The 16,343-nt window shown below is 65.7% G+C and carries 15 protein-coding genes; 5 read left to right on the top strand and 10 right to left on the bottom strand.

The window, feature by feature from the left end; translation table 11 throughout:
- The first annotated feature begins 674 nt into the window (after positions 1 to 674).
- Together HL666_RS06420 and HL666_RS06415 are read left to right on the top strand one after the other, a co-directional pair.
- Positions 675 to 1,415 carry a metallophosphoesterase family protein gene (locus tag HL666_RS06420; RefSeq protein WP_172180461.1) on the top strand — a complete coding sequence of 247 codons (741 nt, stop codon included), beginning with the start codon at positions 675 to 677 and terminating at the stop codon, positions 1,413 to 1,415.
- 3 nt (positions 1,416 to 1,418) lie between these two features.
- Positions 1,419 to 2,870 carry a serine/threonine protein kinase gene (locus HL666_RS06415; RefSeq protein WP_172180459.1) on the top strand — a complete coding sequence of 484 codons (1,452 nt, stop codon included), beginning with the start codon at positions 1,419 to 1,421 and terminating at the stop codon, positions 2,868 to 2,870.
- A 36-nt stretch (positions 2,871 to 2,906) separates the two neighbouring features.
- Here the strand turns inward: HL666_RS06415 and HL666_RS06410 are convergent, their stop codons facing one another.
- From HL666_RS06410 to rpe, 3 genes are read right to left on the bottom strand one after another with little or no spacing between them, the layout of a single operon-like run.
- Positions 2,907 to 3,737, bottom strand: a complete 831-nt coding sequence (locus HL666_RS06410) for a bifunctional allantoicase/(S)-ureidoglycine aminohydrolase (RefSeq protein WP_172180457.1) — start codon at positions 3,735 to 3,737, stop codon at positions 2,907 to 2,909.
- A gap of 45 nt (positions 3,738 to 3,782) precedes the next feature.
- Positions 3,783 to 4,268: an ureidoglycolate lyase gene (locus tag HL666_RS06405; RefSeq protein ID WP_172180455.1), complete on the bottom strand. Its 486-nt coding sequence runs from the start codon at positions 4,266 to 4,268 to the stop codon at positions 3,783 to 3,785.
- A 6-nt stretch (positions 4,269 to 4,274) separates the two neighbouring features.
- Positions 4,275 to 4,976: a ribulose-phosphate 3-epimerase gene (rpe, locus tag HL666_RS06400; RefSeq protein ID WP_172180453.1), complete on the bottom strand. Its 702-nt coding sequence runs from the start codon at positions 4,974 to 4,976 to the stop codon at positions 4,275 to 4,277.
- A 229-nt stretch (positions 4,977 to 5,205) separates the two neighbouring features.
- Between rpe and HL666_RS06395 the strand changes: the two genes are divergently transcribed.
- Complete coding sequence (locus HL666_RS06395) at positions 5,206 to 5,964, top strand: EF-hand domain-containing protein (RefSeq protein WP_172180451.1); 759 nt, start codon at positions 5,206 to 5,208, stop codon at positions 5,962 to 5,964.
- A 15-nt stretch (positions 5,965 to 5,979) separates the two neighbouring features.
- Here the strand turns inward: HL666_RS06395 and HL666_RS06390 are convergent, their stop codons facing one another.
- Both HL666_RS06390 and HL666_RS06385 read right to left on the bottom strand, forming a co-directional pair.
- Entirely contained in the window at positions 5,980 to 6,978 is a 999-nt protein-coding gene (locus HL666_RS06390) for a P1 family peptidase (RefSeq protein ID WP_172180450.1), read from the bottom strand.
- A 177-nt stretch (positions 6,979 to 7,155) separates the two neighbouring features.
- A complete protein-coding gene (locus tag HL666_RS06385; RefSeq protein WP_172180448.1) occupies positions 7,156 to 9,930 on the bottom strand; it encodes a PAS domain S-box protein in 2,775 nt (924 codons plus the stop codon).
- Positions 9,931 to 10,164: 234 nt separating this feature from the next.
- On the opposite strand from HL666_RS06385, the gene HL666_RS06380 reads away from it, so the two are divergent.
- The gene (locus HL666_RS06380) at positions 10,165 to 10,566 is read left to right on the top strand and encodes a response regulator (RefSeq protein WP_172113800.1); all 402 of its coding nucleotides are present in this window, start codon (positions 10,165 to 10,167) and stop codon (positions 10,564 to 10,566) included.
- Positions 10,567 to 10,701: 135 nt separating this feature from the next.
- Here HL666_RS06380 and HL666_RS06375 read toward each other — a convergent pair whose 3' ends face one another.
- The 5 genes from HL666_RS06375 to HL666_RS06355 form a co-directional block, all read right to left on the bottom strand.
- On the bottom strand, positions 10,702 to 11,820 hold the full coding sequence (locus tag HL666_RS06375) for a branched-chain amino acid ABC transporter substrate-binding protein (protein ID WP_172113801.1): 1,119 nt from the start codon (positions 11,818 to 11,820) through the stop codon (positions 10,702 to 10,704).
- 173 nt (positions 11,821 to 11,993) lie between these two features.
- Complete coding sequence (locus tag HL666_RS06370; protein WP_172113802.1) at positions 11,994 to 12,725, bottom strand: ABC transporter ATP-binding protein; 732 nt, start codon at positions 12,723 to 12,725, stop codon at positions 11,994 to 11,996.
- On the bottom strand, positions 12,722 to 13,555 hold the full coding sequence (locus tag HL666_RS06365) for an ABC transporter ATP-binding protein (RefSeq protein WP_172113803.1): 834 nt from the start codon (positions 13,553 to 13,555) through the stop codon (positions 12,722 to 12,724). Before HL666_RS06365 ends, HL666_RS06370 begins: the two co-directional genes overlap by 4 nt.
- The gene (livM, locus tag HL666_RS06360) at positions 13,552 to 14,880 is read right to left on the bottom strand and encodes a high-affinity branched-chain amino acid ABC transporter permease LivM (RefSeq protein ID WP_172180447.1); all 1,329 of its coding nucleotides are present in this window, start codon (positions 14,878 to 14,880) and stop codon (positions 13,552 to 13,554) included. The genes HL666_RS06365 and livM overlap by 4 nt, the downstream gene beginning before the upstream one ends.
- Before the next feature lie 13 nt (positions 14,881 to 14,893).
- On the bottom strand, positions 14,894 to 15,811 hold the full coding sequence (locus HL666_RS06355; protein ID WP_172113805.1) for an ABC transporter permease subunit: 918 nt from the start codon (positions 15,809 to 15,811) through the stop codon (positions 14,894 to 14,896).
- Between the two features lie 328 nt (positions 15,812 to 16,139).
- Here HL666_RS06355 and HL666_RS06350 point away from each other — a divergent pair, with 328 nt between their 5' ends.
- Positions 16,140 to 16,310, top strand: a complete 171-nt coding sequence (locus HL666_RS06350; RefSeq protein WP_172130973.1) for a hypothetical protein — start codon at positions 16,140 to 16,142, stop codon at positions 16,308 to 16,310.
- Positions 16,311 to 16,343: the final 33 nt, after the last annotated feature.

Raw genomic sequence — 16,343 nt, 5'->3', positions numbered from 1 at the left:
TCAGGGTGCGACGCCGCCCATTCTCGTGCGGCCGTGCAGCTTTGCATGGGTGTCCGGGGGATGGGGCCGCAGCCGGCGACGTCGAGGGGGCCCCCTGCGATGGCCCGTGACCGGGTGAAAGTTTCTATTTCCTTTTTTCAGAAATCATGCTATACGCCACCATCCCGTCCCGAGCAGAGGGCGTAGCGCGCGATCGTCACGACACGTGGGGCGGGGATGCGATGGACGCTGGGCTGGCGTGAGACGAACGCTCAAGCCTGCGGACGCGAAGTCGTGTGGTCCTGGCATCCCGAAGCTGGTGCTAAGCTGCTCGGAGACAATCCGAGCGGCGACGGTGGCCAAAAAGCCGGTGCACCGGGGAGATCACGATATAAGCGTTAAAACCGTCGCGCGGGGAATGCCGGATGTTCGGCTGAACCTGTGGTGACTGCCGCCTGCTTTTTTTCTGCAGGCGGGCCATGGGTGAGGCCTTCACCCGGCATTCCCCGCGCCCTCTCGTTCTTCGATGGGGCACAGCGATCGCAAGGCTCGGGCGAGATCCGCCGCGAGATCGAGAGGTCGTGTCGCTGATCGATCGACCCCGCTCAAAAAACTCCTTGCTCCGGTCCGTCCGGTTTGATGTTGCTCAAATTCCGCGCGAAGCCCACTTGTACGGTGGAACCGGGAGGATACGGGTGCTGCTGGCGATTTTCACCGACATCCATGCCAATCGGCAGGCTTTTGCGGCGTGCCTGGAGGCGGCGCGCGCGCGCGGCGCCGAGCGCCTGATCTGCCTGGGCGACATCGTCGGCTATGGCGCCGACCCGGAATGGTCGGTCGACACGGTCATGGAGATCGTCGCCGAGGGCGGGCTGGCGGTGCGCGGCAATCACGACAATGCGGTCTCGACGGCCAGCGAGAGCATGAATGCGGAGGCGCAGGCGGCGATGGAGTGGACCCGCGGCCGGCTCAGCGCCGAGCAGCGGCGCTTTCTCGCCGAGTTGCCGATGAGCGTCGGTGACGAGGACCGGCTGTTCGTGCATTCGGAGGCGTCGAGCCCTCAGCGCTGGCGCTACATTCAGAGTTCGGCCGATGCCGCACGCAGCATGATCGCGACCGAGGCGCAGGTCACGTTCTGCGGTCACATCCATCGTCCGGCGCTGTACTCGATGTCCGCCACCGCGAAGATGACGAGCTTCACACCCACTGCCAACATGCCGATTCAATTGCTGCGCGGCCGACAATGGCTCGCCGTGGTCGGCTCGGTCGGCCAGCCGCGCGACGGCGATCCGGCGGCATCCTTCGTGACCTTCGACACCAGGACGCGCGAGCTGACCTATTGCCGCGTGCCCTATGACGTCGACGCGGCGGCGCGGCGCATTCGCGACAACGGCCTGCCGCCCTGGCTGGCGCAGCGGCTCTCGATGGGGCGTTAGAGCATGGCGAGATCGAAGCTTCAGCCGGGCGTCGTCATCGACGGCTTCACGGTCGGCGACTGCGTGCATTCCGGCGGCATGGCGACGTTGTGGAGCGTCACGCGCCCGGACATCGACCGGCCCATCCTGATGAAGGTGCCGCGCGTCTCCGAGGGCGAGGACCCCGCGGCGATCGTCAGCTTCGAGATGGAGCAGATGATTCTGCCGAAGCTGTCGGGTCCGCACGTGCCGGCTTGTTTCGGCACCGGCGACTTCGCCACACAGGCCTATGTGGTGATCGAGCTCATCCCGGGCGAGACATTGTACAAGCGGTTGCCCGAGCTGCCCTTGCCTTACGAGGAGGCGCGGGTGCTGGTCGCGAAGATCGCCACCGCGCTCGCCGACTTGCACCGGCAGCACGTCATCCATCACGACATCAAGCCCTCCAGCATCATGTTCCGCGCGACGGGGGAGGCGGTGCTGATCGATTACGGCCTGTCATGCCACAAGCATCTGCCGGATCTGTTGCAGGAGGAATTCCGCCTGCCTTACGGCACCGCGCCCTACATGGCACCGGAGCGGATGATGGGTACCCGCAGCGATCCGCGCAGCGATATCTTTTCGCTCGGCGTGCTGCTCTACTTCTTCACGACAGGCGTGCGGCCGTTCGGCGAGACCGAGACCTTGCGCGGCATGCGCCGCCGCCTCTGGCGCGATCCCTATCCGCCGCGGCAGCTCAAGCCGGACTATCCGCCCTGGCTGCAGGAGATCGTGCTGCGCTGCCTGGAGATCGAGCCGGTCTGGCGCTATCCGACCGCGGCGCAGCTCGCCTTCGATCTCGGCAATCCCGACCAGGTCAAGCTGACCGCGCGGGCCGAGAAGCTCAAGCGCGATCCGATCACCACCGTGTGGCGCCGCCGTTTCAACCGCGGCCTGGTGCAGCCGGAGACCAAGCCGTCGGATGTCGCCGTGCAGATCGCCACCAGCCCGATCGTCGCGGTCGCGATCGACACCTCCGAGGGCGGCGAGGAGCTCAACGGCGCGCTGCGCGTCACCGCGCAACGCATCCTCGCCACGTTGCCCGCAGCGCGGCTCGCTTGCGTCAACGTGCTCAAGCTCGGCCGTCTCACCATCGACCGGACTCTCGACGAAGCGGGCAACAACAAGCACATCGACCGCATGGTCGCGCTGAAGCACTGGGCGACGCCGCTGAAGCTCGACGCGAGCCGGCTCACGGTGCACGTGCTCGAAGCCGTCGACCCGGCCGCCGCCATCATCGAGTTCGCCGAGGTCAACCAGGTCGACCACATCATCATCGGCGCCCGCCGCGACTCCGTGCTGCGCAGCCTGCTCGGCAGCGTCTCGGCCAAGGTGGCCGCGGAAGCGGGCTGCACCGTGACCGTGGTCCGCACCCGCGCGGCCGCGCGGGAGATCGATGATGAGGAAGATGAGGTGGCGGCGAAAGTCGTGGGGTGAGGGAGAGATATCGCGGCGTCGTATCGAGTAGGCCGCTCACCGGAACGGACGCAGCTTCATATGCCGGTTGGAGTCCTTGTACAGCAGATAGCGGAAGCGGCCGGGGCCGCCAGCGTAGCAGGCTTGCGGGCAGAAGGCGCGCAGCCACATGAAGTCGCCGGCCTCGACCTCGACCCAATCGCGGTTGAGCTTGTAGACCGCCTTGCCTTCGAGCACGTAGAGCCCGTGCTCCATGACATGCGTCTCCAGGAACGGGATCACCGCGCCGGGCTCGAAGGTGACGATGTTGACGTGCATGTCGTGGCGGACGTCGAGCGGATCGACGAAGCGCGTGGTGGCCCAGCGGCCGTCGGTGCCGGGCATGCCGACCGGCGCGATCGCGGCCTCGTTGGTGACGAAGGCCTCGGGCACGGCGATGCCGGGGACGGCCTCATAGGCCTTGCGAATCCAGTGGAAGGTCGCGGGCGCCGCACTGTCGTTTGTCAGTGTCCATTTGCAGGACGGCGGCAGGAAGGCGTAGCCGCCCTTGTCCAGGCGATGCTCTGTGCCGGCGATGGTCAGCGCGATCTCGCCGCCGACGACGAACAGCACGCCCTCGGCTTCAGGATCGGGCTCGGGCTGGGCGCTGCCGCCGCCGGGCGAGACCTCGACGATGTATTGCGAGAACGTCTCCGAGAAGCCGGAGAGGGGACGCGCGATCACCCAGGTCCGGGTCTTGTCCCAGAACGGCAGCGGCGAGGTGACGATGTCGCGCATCACGCCTTTGGGGATGACGGCATAGGCCTCGGTGAACACGGCGCGGCCGGTGAGCAGGTCGGTCTGCGGCGGGTGGCCGCCCTGCGGCACGAAGTAGTTCGGCTTGTCCATCGTTGTCTCTCCTGCGCGCGGATCAGCAGGCCCGCGCGCGATCATTTAGGGGATGTTCAGGAACAGCGGCTGGTCGAGCCACAGCTCCTCGAGATTGTCGGGGCTCATGCGATCGACCACCATGAAGCGCGAGGCCTCGTCGAACACCAAGAGGGGATGATGCCAGACATTGCGGGCGTAGTTCACGCCCTGGCGCCCCGTTGCGGTGAAGGCCCGGTAGCTCGTGGCATCGCGCGGGTCGGTGCAGACCAGCACCAGCCAGGGGCGGTCCTGCAACGGCATGAACAACTGGGTGCCGAGCGGATGGCGTTCCATCAGCTTGATCGCGATCGGCCGCGGCCGCGGCTTGGCCTCGAACAGGCTGATGTTGACGGGAATGCCGCCGGACGTCACGTCGATCGCGGCGAGCCCGTTGCAGCGGCGGGCAAAGCCCTGATTGATCTCGATCGACTCGGCGCCGTCGGTCTCGACGACGTCGCCGAAGGGAGCAAACGCTGCTTTGGTCAGCGGCTGCGGCGTGAGCGTGCGCATCGCGCCTCAGATCGCTTCGCCACGCGCCGACGCGGCGGCGCTGCGGATCGCGGAAATGTTGCCGCGATAGGCTTCCATCGTGCCGCCCTTGAACACGGCGGAGCCGGCGACGAAGGCGTTGGCGCCGGCAGCCGCGAGCGCGCCGGCATTGTCGCGGCCGACGCCGCCGTCGACCTCGATGTCGATCGGACGGCCCGCGGTCATCGCGCGCAGATCCTGCACCTTGCCGATCGCCGAGGCGATGAAGGCCTGGCCGCCGAAGCCGGGGTTGACCGACATGATCAGCACGAGGTCGACGAGGTCGAGCACGTATTCGATGACGTTGAGCGGCGTCGACGGATTGAGCGAGACGCCCGCCTTCTTGCCGAGCGCGCGGATGGCCTGCAGCGAGCGATGCAGATGCGGCCCGGCTTCGGCATGCACCGTGATGTGATCGCAGCCGGCCTTGGCGAAAGCTTCGAGATAGGGATCGCACGGCGTGATCATCAGATGCGCGTCGAAGATCTTGGTCGTATGCGGACGCAGTGCCTTGATGACGTCGGGGCCGTAGGAAATGTTCGGCACGAAATGGCCGTCCATGACGTCGAGATGGATCCAGTCGGCGCCGGCGGCATCGACGGCGCGCACCTCTTCGCCCAGCTTGGAGAAATCCGAGGCCAGGATGGACGGCGCAATGACGAGCGGACGCGGCGTGAAGGACTGGGTCATGAGCATCTGTTCCAGGGCGATCGGGGATGTCGCCGTATCATGCAGGGGCCGGTCCGGCAACGCGAGCGGGAAAAATCTGCCGGGCGCGGCATGAAGTGCCGGGCGACTGGCCTGGCAATATCGCGAAATATCCGGACATATCAGCAGTTTGGCGCTGGCACGGGGATTGCGACGAGCCACGGCAGGTTTCCCGTCGCTGCGTTCGCCGCGGCCGTCTCGGAGTTTCGCCATGTGGTTCGCATTGGGGGCTGCCTCGTCGGTCCTGGAAGGCCTGCAGTCGCTGGGATCGACCAAGTCCGGATCGGGCAAATCCGGCAATCCCGGCGGCGGCCTGTTCAGTCTCGGCGGCAATGCTGCGAGCGGCTCCGGCAATTTCAGCCCGTGGTCCAGTTCGGGCAGCAGCGGCTCCGGGCAGATCGCGCCGGAGACGATGAGTGCGCTGCTGGCGGCGCAGAGCCAGTCGGGCTCGTCGTCGGACGCGGCGACCAATCCGCTGCAGGATCTGTTCTCGCAGATCGACGGCGATGGCGACGGGCAGATCACGAAATCCGAGTTCGAGACCGCGCTAGGCGCGGGCGGCACCAACGTCGCGAATGCCGACAAGGTGTTCGGCAAGCTCGATGGCAACAGCGACGGCAGTGTCAGCATGGACGAGCTGACCTCGGCACTGCAGGGCGCGCGTGGTCGTCGTGGCCATCACCATCATCAGGAGGCTGGCGCGAGCGCCGGCTCGGGCAATTCCGCGGGTGCAGGGGCGGATGCGCTGATGCAGGCGCTGTCGGGCGCGTCGAGTTCGTCGTCCACCAACAGCGACGGCTCGACGACCACCACCATCACCTATGCCGATGGCTCCAAGATGATGCTGATCACGCCGGCAACCACCGCATCTTCCAATGCAGCGACCTCGTCCTACAATATGATCGAGAAGCTGATGCAGCATCAGTCGATGCGGCTGCGTGACTCGTCTACGACCGCGGTGAGCGCGTAAGCCTCGCAAGGCCGCTCAGCGACCGAAGCGGTCCTGCCAGGACGGCAGGGCGCCGGCGAACGGCAGCCGCTTCGCATGATAGACGCCGCGCGCGATCGCTCGCGCCAGCACGTTGGCCGCGACCATGCCGAGCTCGCTCAGCTCGACCAGCGGCTCCACCGGCTTGGCGCAGGTCGCCGCCGCGAACACGATGTCGCCATCGAGCGGCAGGTGGACCGGATAGATCGCCCGTGCCATGCCGGTCTGCGCCATCATCGCCAGCCGCTTCGCCTGCGCCTTGGTCAGGATCGCATCGGTCACGACCAGCGTGATGGTCGTATTCTCGGACGCCGACGGGTTAGGGCCGCCTTTGATGCGCATCGCCAGCATGTCCGGCGTGAACGTGGCGGGCAGGCCGCGGCCGCCGAACTCATCGTCGACTTCGTAAGGCGCAGCCCAGAACCATGGGCCATCGCCGACCGTGACGCTGCCGACCGCATTCACCACCGCGATCGCCGCGACCTTGATGCCGTTGGCCGTCATCGCCGAGGCCGAGCCGAGCCCGCCCTGCAGGTCGGCCGTGGTGGCGCCGAGCCCGGCCCCGACGCTGCCCAGCGCAAACGTCGTGTCCGCCGCGGCGGCCGCTGCGTAGCCGAGCTCGCGATAGGGCGCATAGCGGCCCCAGGCCTTGTCGCCGCCGTTCAGGAGATCGAACACGATCGCGCCGGGCACGATCGGGATCAGCGCGTCGCGCACCGCAAAGCCGCGGCCTTGCTCGGCCAGCCAGGCCTGAATGCCGCTGGCGGCCTCGAGGCCGAACGCCGAACCGCCGGACAGCGCAATGGCATCGACCCGCTCGACCGTGTTGACCGGGTCGAGCAGGGCATCCTCGCGTACGCCCGGGCCGCCGCCGCGAATGTCGATCGCGGCGACCGCCGGCTGATCGAACAGGATCGCAGTGACGCCGGAGGCGAGCGCCGCATCATCGGCATGGCCGACGCGGACGCCTTGAATGTCGGTCAGGAGGTTCTGCACGTCGCCCTCGATGCTGGTGGTGATGGTGGAGGGATAGCGCGGGCGGCGCGCCGCCTCAATGCAACACCCTGCATCCTCACGGCCCGAATGAGTCCAAGCGATATCCGGGATTTCTTGTGTTGTCGCGGTGAACCTGGATGTCGCTGCGCTCATCAAGGCTATCCGCATCGGCCGTCTTCACCCCTCCAGCGCGATGCGGATCATGCGGGCGAGTTCCGGCTTGCGGTAGGGCTTGGCGAGCAGCAGCACGCCGGCGTCGAGGCGGCCGTGATGCACGATGGCATTTTCGGTGTAGCCGGACGTGAACAGCGTCTTCAGCGACGGACGCCGCGCGCGGGCGGTATCGGCGAGCTGGCGGCCGTTCATGGCGCCCGGCATGATGACGTCGGTGAACAGCAGATCGATCTCCGGATGGCGCTCCAGCACGTCGAGCGCCTCGGCGGCATTGGCGGCGGCGAGGGTGGTGTAGCCGAGGCTCGCAACCTGGGTGACGACGTGCTGGCGGACCATCGGATCGTCCTCGACGACCAGGATCGTCTCATTGCCGCCGCTCGTGTCCAGCGCGCGCTGATCCGTGGCTGCAGTCGGCATCGAAGCCGAGCGCGGCAGATAGAGCTTGATCGAGGTGCCGTGCCCGACCTCGCTATAGACCTTGATGTGGCCGCCGGACTGCTTGACGAAGCCGAACACCATGCTGAGGCCTAGGCCGGTGCCCTTGCCAACGCCCTTGGTCGAGAAGAAGGGGTCGAACACCTTGTCGAGATAGGCCGGCGGGATGCCGCTGCCGGTGTCGCTGACCGCGACCATGACGTAGTTGCCGACCGCGACCTCGTTGTTGGCGTCGGCATAGTCCTGATCGAGGGCAACGTTCGCGGTCTCCAGCGTCAGCTTGCCGCCTTGCGGCATCGCATCGCGCGCATTGAGGGCGAGGTTGACGATCGCAGTGGCGAGCTGGTTCGGATCGGCCAGCGCGGTGCAGGGATCGAGACTGAGGATGCGTTCGATTTCGATGTGTTCGCCGAGCGTCGGACGCAGCAGGGCGGCGGTCTCGTTCATCAGCGCGTTGACGTCGAGGTCAACCGGCTGAAGCGGCTGCTTGCGCGCGAAAGCAAGCAATTGCCGGGTGAGATGCGCGCCCCGGTCGGCGGAATCGTCGATCAGCTTGGCGACGGATGCGAGCTCCGGCCGTCCCGCGACCGCGTCGGAGAGGATGGAAATGCTGCCGGTGATGACGGTGAGGATGTTGTTGAAGTCGTGGGCGACCCCGCCGGTGAGCTGGCCGACCGCCTCCATCTTCTGCGCCTGGCGGAACTGCGCCTCGGCGGCGCGCTTTTCGGTCAGGTCGCGGCCGACGAAAAAGTGGCGCTGCACCGGCTCCGACCAGCTCGCCATCCAGTTCAGGACGACGCCGCGTCCTTCCTTGTGCAGCAACTGGGCCTCGAAATTGTGGATGTCGCGGCCGCGGCGGCAGTCGCGCATCTGGCTGCGAACGGTCTCCAGCTCGGGCGGGTAGACGAAGTCGCTGGCGTTGCGGCCGACCATCTCCTCGGGCCGATAACCGAGGATGCCTTGTGCGCTCGGGCTCACCTGCATCAAATCGCCGCGGGAGTTCGCGATCAGGATCAGGTCCTGCGAGGTCTCGAAGATGCGCCGCCGCTCCTCCGTCTCCCGATTCAGCGCATGGCGTGTACGTTTGCTCTCGGTGATGTCGCGCGCGACCTTCGAGGCGCCGATCACGGTGCCGCGGGCGTCGTGGATCGGGGAGACGCTGAGCGACACTTCGATCGTGTGGCCATCCCTGTGCCGGCGCACCGTCTCGTGATGTTCGATCTTCTCGCCGCCGCCGATCCGCCCGAGGATGCCATCGACCTCGGAACGCCGCTCGGCGGGGACGATCAGGCCGATGTCGTTGCCCAGCGCGTCGTCGGCGCCGTATCCGAACAGCTGCTCGGCAGCACGGTTCCATGACGTGATCTTGCCGTGCAGGGTGAGTGTGATGATGGCGTCATTGGAGGACTCGACGACGGCGCTGAACAGTCTCTCGCGCGCGATGAAGCGGGCACGCTCGCTTTCGTTCTGCCGGCGCTGCTGCCGCAGCAGGCGCGTGAGGCGCGTCTGCAGTCCGACATTGTCGGCGAGCAGGACGCCGAGCACGAAGCTCGCCGCCAGCAGGCCGTAGATGCGGCCCGCGTAGTAGCCGAGATCGAATCTTGCGGCATTGAGCATCGATGACAGCGAAAGGTCGAATAGCCAGGCGCATAGCACCACCATGACCCACAGATCGAGAATGGTGTGCGGGCGACGCCACGCCAGCATGGCCAACGCCAAGAGCGTCACGCACCAGATTGCACCGACCACGACCTTCAGGGCCGTTGTCGCCGTACCGTCGTGGATCAGCGCGGGAAGCGATGAATCGAAGGCGATCACCGTCCAGGTCAGCGCAGCGAGGACGATCGCCACGCCGAGGATTGCGAACGACAGCGGAGCGGCGACCGAGCTGACGGGCGCGAAACGGCGGCGCGTGTGCAGCGCATAGGCGAGGACGAAGAACGGGAACCCGCCATGCCAGATCATGTAGATCCAGACCGCGCTCTGCGGTCCGGCGCCGAGCAGCCCGGTCTGTGAGTAGAGCCCGGGAAAGACCAGAGTGTGCAGCAGCGCCGCCGGTGCGGTGAACAGATATCCCGAGGCCAGCCACAGCAGCGGGCGCGAGCGCAGCAGCACGAATTGAGAGAACAGCAGGAACGCCGTGATCAGGTCATTCAGTGCCAGTGCCGACTGATAGCTGGCGACGAACGCAGGCATTGCCGGCAGCTGGACCTTGGCGAAGGGAGCGGCGGCGGCAAAGAGCAGGGCCGAGACGACAACCGCAGCGAGTGCTGCGACACGGTCCCGATGCGTTGCGGTGGTCGTCGATAGAAGAACTTCGCCAGTATCCTCGATGCTCTGCATCTCCAAAGTCCTGCGCCTGGCATCAACGTGCAACTCGGCACGGAGACGATGATGGCGCGAAAAAATATGCTATTCTAATAAAGGTTGTATGGTACCAATATGTAGCGTTCTGTTGAATGAGTCGCGCGTTGGAGTAACTGCACCTTTACCGCAACCGGGATAAATATACCCGTAGTTGTAGCTGATTTCTTTTTATGTTGTAGGCTGTCCAACGAAAAATTTCTGGAGATTTTGATGCCACGGATTCTTGTGGTGGACGATCAAAAGGACGTCCGGGCCATGATTAGTATGGTGCTGCGCGTCAATCAGTTCGATGTGGTCGAAGCGGGAACCGCTCCGGCCGGACTGCAATTGTTCCGCGACCAGACGTTCGACGCCGTCATCGTCGATATCTATCTCGACGAAGCCAACGGTCTCGATCTGGTCAGCGGAATGCGTGCGCTGGTTCCCGATGTACCCGTCGTGGCCGTCTCCGGCATGAGCGCGTTCGACGGAGCCGCAATGTCCGAGGAGTTGACCCGGGTCGTCTACCTGCAGAAGCCGTTCCGTCCGGCCGAATTGATGCGCGCGGTCGAGGCAGCCCGCTCGGCCGTGAAGAACACGCGCGCAGCGCCTCTGTCGGCCTGCGCAGGCTGACCGATTGCGGAACTCGGAGCCTTGCCTTCAATCAGGCTTGGCGAGGGAACGCGAAGCGTCCCGCGATCAGCCGAAGAAAGAACGCCCCGGTCATCGACCGGGGCGTTCGAATTTGTGGATCACCTTGATCTGAGATCAGGAGCCCTTGCCGCCGAGTTCGGCGTAGGCGCCCTTGGCGTCCCACTTATAGACGACGTAGTCGATCTGCTTGATGTCGCCCTTGGCGTCGAAGCCGAGCTTGCCAAGCACCGTGTCCCACTCGCCGGCCTTGATGGTGTCCATCACCTTCTTGGCATCGGTGGTGTTGGCCTTCTTCACGGCCTGCGACCAGACCTGGATCGCGGCGTAGGTGTAGAGCGTGTAGCCCTCGGGATCGATGTTCTTGGCCTTGAACTTGTCGACGATCGCCTTGGCGGTCGGCTTGTTGCGCGGTTCGGGGCCAAAGGTGAACAGCGTGCCTTCTGCGGCCGGACCGGTGATCGAGGCGAACTCCTTGTCGTTCATCGCGTCGCCCGCCATCAGGATCGTCTTGAGGCCCTGGTCGCGCATCTGACGCAGGATCAGGCCGGCTTCCTGATGGTAGCCGCCGACATAGACGAGATCGATGTTCTCACGCTTCAGGCGCGACACGATCGCGTTGAAGTCCTTGTCGCCCTTGTTGTACGACTCGAACATCTTCTCGGTGACGCCAGCCTTGTTCAGCGCCTTCTTGGTCTCGTCGGCGAGACCCTTGCCGTAGGTGGTCTTGTCGTTGAGGATCGCGATGTTCTTGCCCTTGAAGTTCTTCGCGATGTAGTTCGCGGCAACCAGGCCCTGCTGATCGTCACGGCCGCAGACGCGCGCCACGTTCCACAGCTTGCGCTCGGTGAACAGCGGGTTGGTCGACGCCGGGGTGATCTGCAGCACGTTGCTGTCGGCATAGGCCTCCGAGGCCGGGATCGACGACGACGAGCAGAAATGCCCGGCGACGAACGGAATGCCCGAGCCGGCGAGCTTCTCGGCGACCGAGCGGGCCTGCTTGGGATCGCAGGCGTCGTCACCGACCTGGAGGGCGAGCTTCTTGCCGAGCACGCCGCCTGCGGCATTGAGGTCGGCGACCGCCATCTCGGCGCCGTTCTGCATCTGACGACCGAACGCCGACTCGCCGCCGGTCATCGGGCCGGCCACGGCGATGGTGATGTCTTCGGCGTAGGCTGCGGTCGAGAGCGCCAGCGACGCGCCCAGAGCCAAGCCGATGAGTTTGAGTGGTTTCATGAGAAATCCTCACAGGGGGTAGGTCGACACGGAGACGGCCCGAACGGCGGGCCGCAGACCGCGCGCATTGTGGCTGATTTTCCGCCGAAGTCACCGGCATTTTTCGGGCAAATCGACGAAGGGCTAAGGCCATTTCTGCCGGTCTGCCGCTCTGCCGGGGGCTCGATGGTCGCCTAGTGGCGGCCGCCCTCGAGATAGGCGGCGCGGATCTCCGGCCGCTGCAACAGCTCGGCCCCGGTGCCCGACAGCGTGACCAGTCCGTTGACCAGCACGTAGCCGCGGTGGGCGAGCTTCAGCGCATGATTGGCGTTCTGCTCCACGATCAGCACGGTCAAACCGTCCTGGCGGTTCAGTGTCCGGATCGCGTCGAAAATCTGCCGGGCGATCAGCGGGGCCAGGCCGAGCGAAGGTTCGTCGAGCAGCAGCAGCCGCGGCCGGCTCATCAGCGCGCGCCCGATCGCCAGCATCTGCTGCTCGCCGCCGGACAGCGTCCCGCCGCGCTGGTCGATGCGCTCCTTCAGCCGAGGGAACAGCGCGAACACGCGCTCCAGCGTGCCGGCGCGCTCGGCCTCGGTGGTGTCGCCGGCGTCAGCGCCCATCTGCAGGTTCTCTGCGACGCTCATGCGCGGGAAGATGCGGCGGCCCTCCGGCGACTGCGCGATCTTGAGCCGCGCGATCTGATGCGTCGGCACCTGCGTGATGTCATGGCCGTCATAGACGATATGGCCCGAGCTGGCGCGAGGACGGCCGAAGATCGACATCATCAGTGTCGACTTTCCGGCCCCGTTGGCGCCGATCAGCGCGACGATTTCGCCGGATTTGATCTCGAGGTCGACGCCCTTGAGCGCTTCGATCTTGCCATAGGAGGCGCGCAGGTTGCGGATGGCGAGCAGGGACGCACTCACGCCTCGGCCTCCATCACGGCTGCGGCTTCTTCCTCGTCAGTGCCGAGATAGGCGGCGATGACCTTTGGATCGTCGCGGATCTCGCGCGGCGTACCCTCGGCGATCTTGACGCCGTAGTCCATCACGACGACGCGGTCGGAGATTTCCATGACGACGCTCATGTCGTGCTCGATCAGGAGGATCGATGTGCCGTGGTCGCTGCGGATCGAGAGCAGGAGCTCGCTCAGCGCGGCGCTCTCGCGCGCGTTGAGGCCGGCGGCGGGTTCGTCGAGACAGAGCAGGGCCGGCCCGGTGCACATCGCCCGTGCGATCTCCAGCCGCCGCTGGTCGCCATAAGCGAGATTGCCGGCCGCATCATCGGCCCGGTCGATCAGCCCGACGCGCTTCAGCCAGAACACCGCGGCATCGATCGCGCTCTGCTCGGCGGCGCGCCAGGACGGCACGCCGAGCAGCCCGAGCACCGTGAAGCCCGACGCACGCATCAGGGCGTTGTGTTGCGCCACCATCAGGTTCTCGAGCGCAGTCATGCCCGGAAACAGCCGGATGTTCTGGAACGTGCGCGCTACCTTGGCCTGCTTGGAGATGTTGAAGTCCCTCAGCTTCTGCATCTCATACTGCGCGCCGTCGTCGTGCGTCAGGCGGATGATGCCCGATGTCGGCTTGTAGAAGCCGGTGATGCAGTTGAACACGGTGGTCTTGCCGGCGCCGTTCGGGCCGATCAGCGCCGTGATCTGCTTACGCTGCGCGGTGAACGACAGCGCATTGACGGCGACGATGCCGCCGAAGCGCATGGTGAGATTTTCGAGCGCGAGGATCGGAGCGGAGCTCATCCGTGGCCTTCCTTGACGAGGTCCGAAGAGATGCTCTTGGATTTTTCCAGGAATACGGTCGGTGCGCGATGGCCGACGATGCCGCGCGGCCGCCAGATCATGATCAGCACCATGGCGAGACCGAACACCAGCATGCGATAGACCTCGAGGCTTCGGAACAGCTCGAAGCCGCCGATCATGGCAAGCGCTGCGAGCGCCACGCCGAGCTGCGATCCCATGCCGCCGAGAACGACGATGGCGAGCACCAGCGCCGATTCCTGGAAGGTGAAGGATTCCGGGCTGATGAAGCCCTGGCGGGTGGCGAAGAAGGCCCCGGCGAAGCCGCCGAACATGGCGCCGGTGGCGAACGCGGTGAGCTTCGTCGTGGTGATGTTGATGCCGAGGGCGCGGCAGGCGACCTCGTCCTCGCGCAGCGCTTCCCAGGCGCGGCCGATCGGCAGCCGGCGCAGCCGGATGGTGACCCAGTTGGTGAGCAGCGCCAGCGCCAGGATCAGATAGAACAGGAAGACGATGCGATGCGTCGGCGAAAAGGGAATGCCGAGCATGGCCGCGAGGCCGCCTTCACCCGGCGTCAGCGGAATGCCGAAAAGGGTGGGGCGCGGGATGCCGGAGACACCGTTGGGGCCGCCCGTGACGTCCTGCCAATTGATCAGCACCAGGCGGATGATTTCACCAAATGCGAGCGTGACGATCGCGAGATAGTCGCCGCGCAGCCGCAGCACCGGGAAGCCGAGCAGCACGCCCCAGAATGCGGCGAGGATGCCGGCGAGCGGCAGGCAGATCCAGAACGACAGGCCGAAGGTGGTCGACAGCAGCCCGTAGGAATAGGCGCCGACCGCGTAGAACGCGACATAGCCGAGGTCCAGCAGGCCGGCCAGGCCGACCACGACGTTGAGGCCCCAGCCGAGCATCACATAAGTGAGCACCAGGATGCCGAGATCGAGAATGTAGCGCTGATTGTAGAAGATCACCGGCACGAGGAAGGTGAAGATCAGCAGCGCCGGCGCGAGATAGCGGCCGGCGATCGACAGGCCGCTCTGCACCGAGGGGGGCACGAAGCTGCCGAGGCCGCCGCGCGGACCGAGCCACAGCCGTAGCAGCTCGACGATGATCGAGCCGACGAAAACCGCCGCGACCAGGCTGGCGAGATCGCCGAAGCGCGTCCAGTATTCGAGCTGGCCGCTCTGGCCCGCTTCGGTCCGGACGCCGATCATCAGCGAGAACAGGCCGAGTGCGACGAGGGCGCTGAGAAAGGCCTTTTTGAGGATGAAGGCGGCTCCGACCGGTTCGGAGCCATTCGACGAGGCGGGATGGGACGCGCTCACACGGGCTCCGTCTTCAGACTTTTTCGACTTCGGGCCGGCCGAGCAGGCCGGTCGGCATGAAGATCAGCACCACGATGAGGATCGAGAATGCTGCGACGTCCTTGTACTCCACGGAGAAGTAGGCCGACCAGAACGTCTCGATCAGTCCGATCGCGAGGCCGCCGAGCATCGCTCCCGGCAGCGAGCCAATGCCGCCGAGCACGGCCGCCGTGAACGCCTTGATGCCGGCGACGAAGCCCATGAAGAAATCGACCAGGCCGTAATACAGCAGGTACATCATGCCGGCGACGGCAGCGAGCGCGGCGCCGATCACGAAGGTCATCGAGATGGTGCGGTCGACGTCGACGCCGAGCAGCGCGGCCATGGTCTGGTCCTGCTCGCAGGCGCGCATGTCGCGGCCGAGCCGCGTGCGCGATACCAGCCAGGTGAATAGTCCCAGCAACACGATCGTGGTGATCACCACCACGATCTGAATGTTGGAGAGCTGAACGACGAAGCCGCTCTCGCCCTCGTGCAACGTGTAGCCGCCGGTGACGATCGGCGGCACCGGCTTGACGCGTGCGCCCTGCGACACCTGTGAGAAATTCGTCAGCACGAACGACATGCCGATCGCCGACAGCATCGGCGCCAGCCGGAAGGAATGGCGCAGCGGACGATAGGCGATGCGCTCGATGGTCCAGCCATACAGCGCGGTGATGGCCATCGCCACCAGCAGCACGATCAGCAGGATGACCGGGACAGCGGTCAGTCCGATCGAGACGAGGACCAGGAACGAGATCAGCGCGATGAAGCCGCCGATCATGAAGACGTCGCCGTGGGCAAAATTGATCATGCCGACGATGCCATAGACCATGGTGTAGCCGATGGCGATCAGGCCGTAGATCGAGCCGAGCACGAGGCCGTTGATGAGCTGCTGCGCGAAATAATCCATGAATTGCCGTTATTGAGACTGCCGTTGTCCTGACTGCCGAGACCGGTTCGCAACGCGGCGGGGGCCTTGCGGCGGGGCGGGGGACCTGGACCTCGCACCCGCGCCAAAGGCGACGCGTGGTCAAGTACTAACAGCTAGGAACCGGGTGCCGCAACAGCGTGCAGTGCCGCAATTGAGGGCTTATCCCGCCTGCTTTGATGGCGCAGTTCCGTTGCCTCGGTTACGGCACATCATTGCCACGGAACAATCGCCGGGGAACGCGGCCGCTTGGCAACTGGAGGAGCGTTCCCGCATTGGTTGTCGTGCCGTTGCGACCAGGGAGACACGCATGAGCAGGCTGACCGACAAGACCCAGGGCCACCAGAACCCCGGCCAGAATCAACAGGGCCAGACGCAGGGCAAGCCGATCCGGCAGGGTCCTGGCGAAAGCCGGCAGCCCGGGCAGAAGGAGACGGATGCGCAGGGCGAAAGCGGGTCTGACGGCTCGAGCGGTCCGTAAGCTCAGCCCACGTCCCTGGTTTCGCCTGGGCGC

The sequence above is a fragment of the Bradyrhizobium aeschynomenes genome (genome assembly GCF_013178945.1).
Classification (GTDB): Bacteria; Pseudomonadota; Alphaproteobacteria; order Rhizobiales; family Xanthobacteraceae; genus Bradyrhizobium; species Bradyrhizobium aeschynomenes.
Note: the sequence above shows the minus strand (reverse complement) of the source record. Positions and strands in the feature narration are given on the sequence as shown.

Coding starts and splice junctions, on each gene's coding strand:
- HL666_RS06415 (WP_172180459.1), top strand. CDS start 1,419: ATGGCGAGATCGAAGCTTCAGCCGGGCGTCGTCATCGACGGCTTCACG.
- HL666_RS06410 (WP_172180457.1), bottom strand. CDS start 3,737: ATGGACAAGCCGAACTACTTCGTGCCGCAGGGCGGCCACCCGCCGCAG.
- HL666_RS06405 (WP_172180455.1), bottom strand. CDS start 4,268: ATGCGCACGCTCACGCCGCAGCCGCTGACCAAAGCAGCGTTTGCTCCC.
- rpe (WP_172180453.1), bottom strand. CDS start 4,976: ATGACCCAGTCCTTCACGCCGCGTCCGCTCGTCATTGCGCCGTCCATC.
- HL666_RS06395 (WP_172180451.1), top strand. CDS start 5,206: ATGTGGTTCGCATTGGGGGCTGCCTCGTCGGTCCTGGAAGGCCTGCAG.
- HL666_RS06385 (WP_172180448.1), bottom strand. CDS start 9,930: ATGCAGAGCATCGAGGATACTGGCGAAGTTCTTCTATCGACGACCACC.
- HL666_RS06380 (WP_172113800.1), top strand. CDS start 10,165: ATGCCACGGATTCTTGTGGTGGACGATCAAAAGGACGTCCGGGCCATG.
- HL666_RS06375 (WP_172113801.1), bottom strand. CDS start 11,820: ATGAAACCACTCAAACTCATCGGCTTGGCTCTGGGCGCGTCGCTGGCG.
- HL666_RS06365 (WP_172113803.1), bottom strand. CDS start 13,555: ATGAGCTCCGCTCCGATCCTCGCGCTCGAAAATCTCACCATGCGCTTC.
- HL666_RS06355 (WP_172113805.1), bottom strand. CDS start 15,811: ATGGATTATTTCGCGCAGCAGCTCATCAACGGCCTCGTGCTCGGCTCG.
- HL666_RS06350 (WP_172130973.1), top strand. CDS start 16,140: ATGAGCAGGCTGACCGACAAGACCCAGGGCCACCAGAACCCCGGCCAG.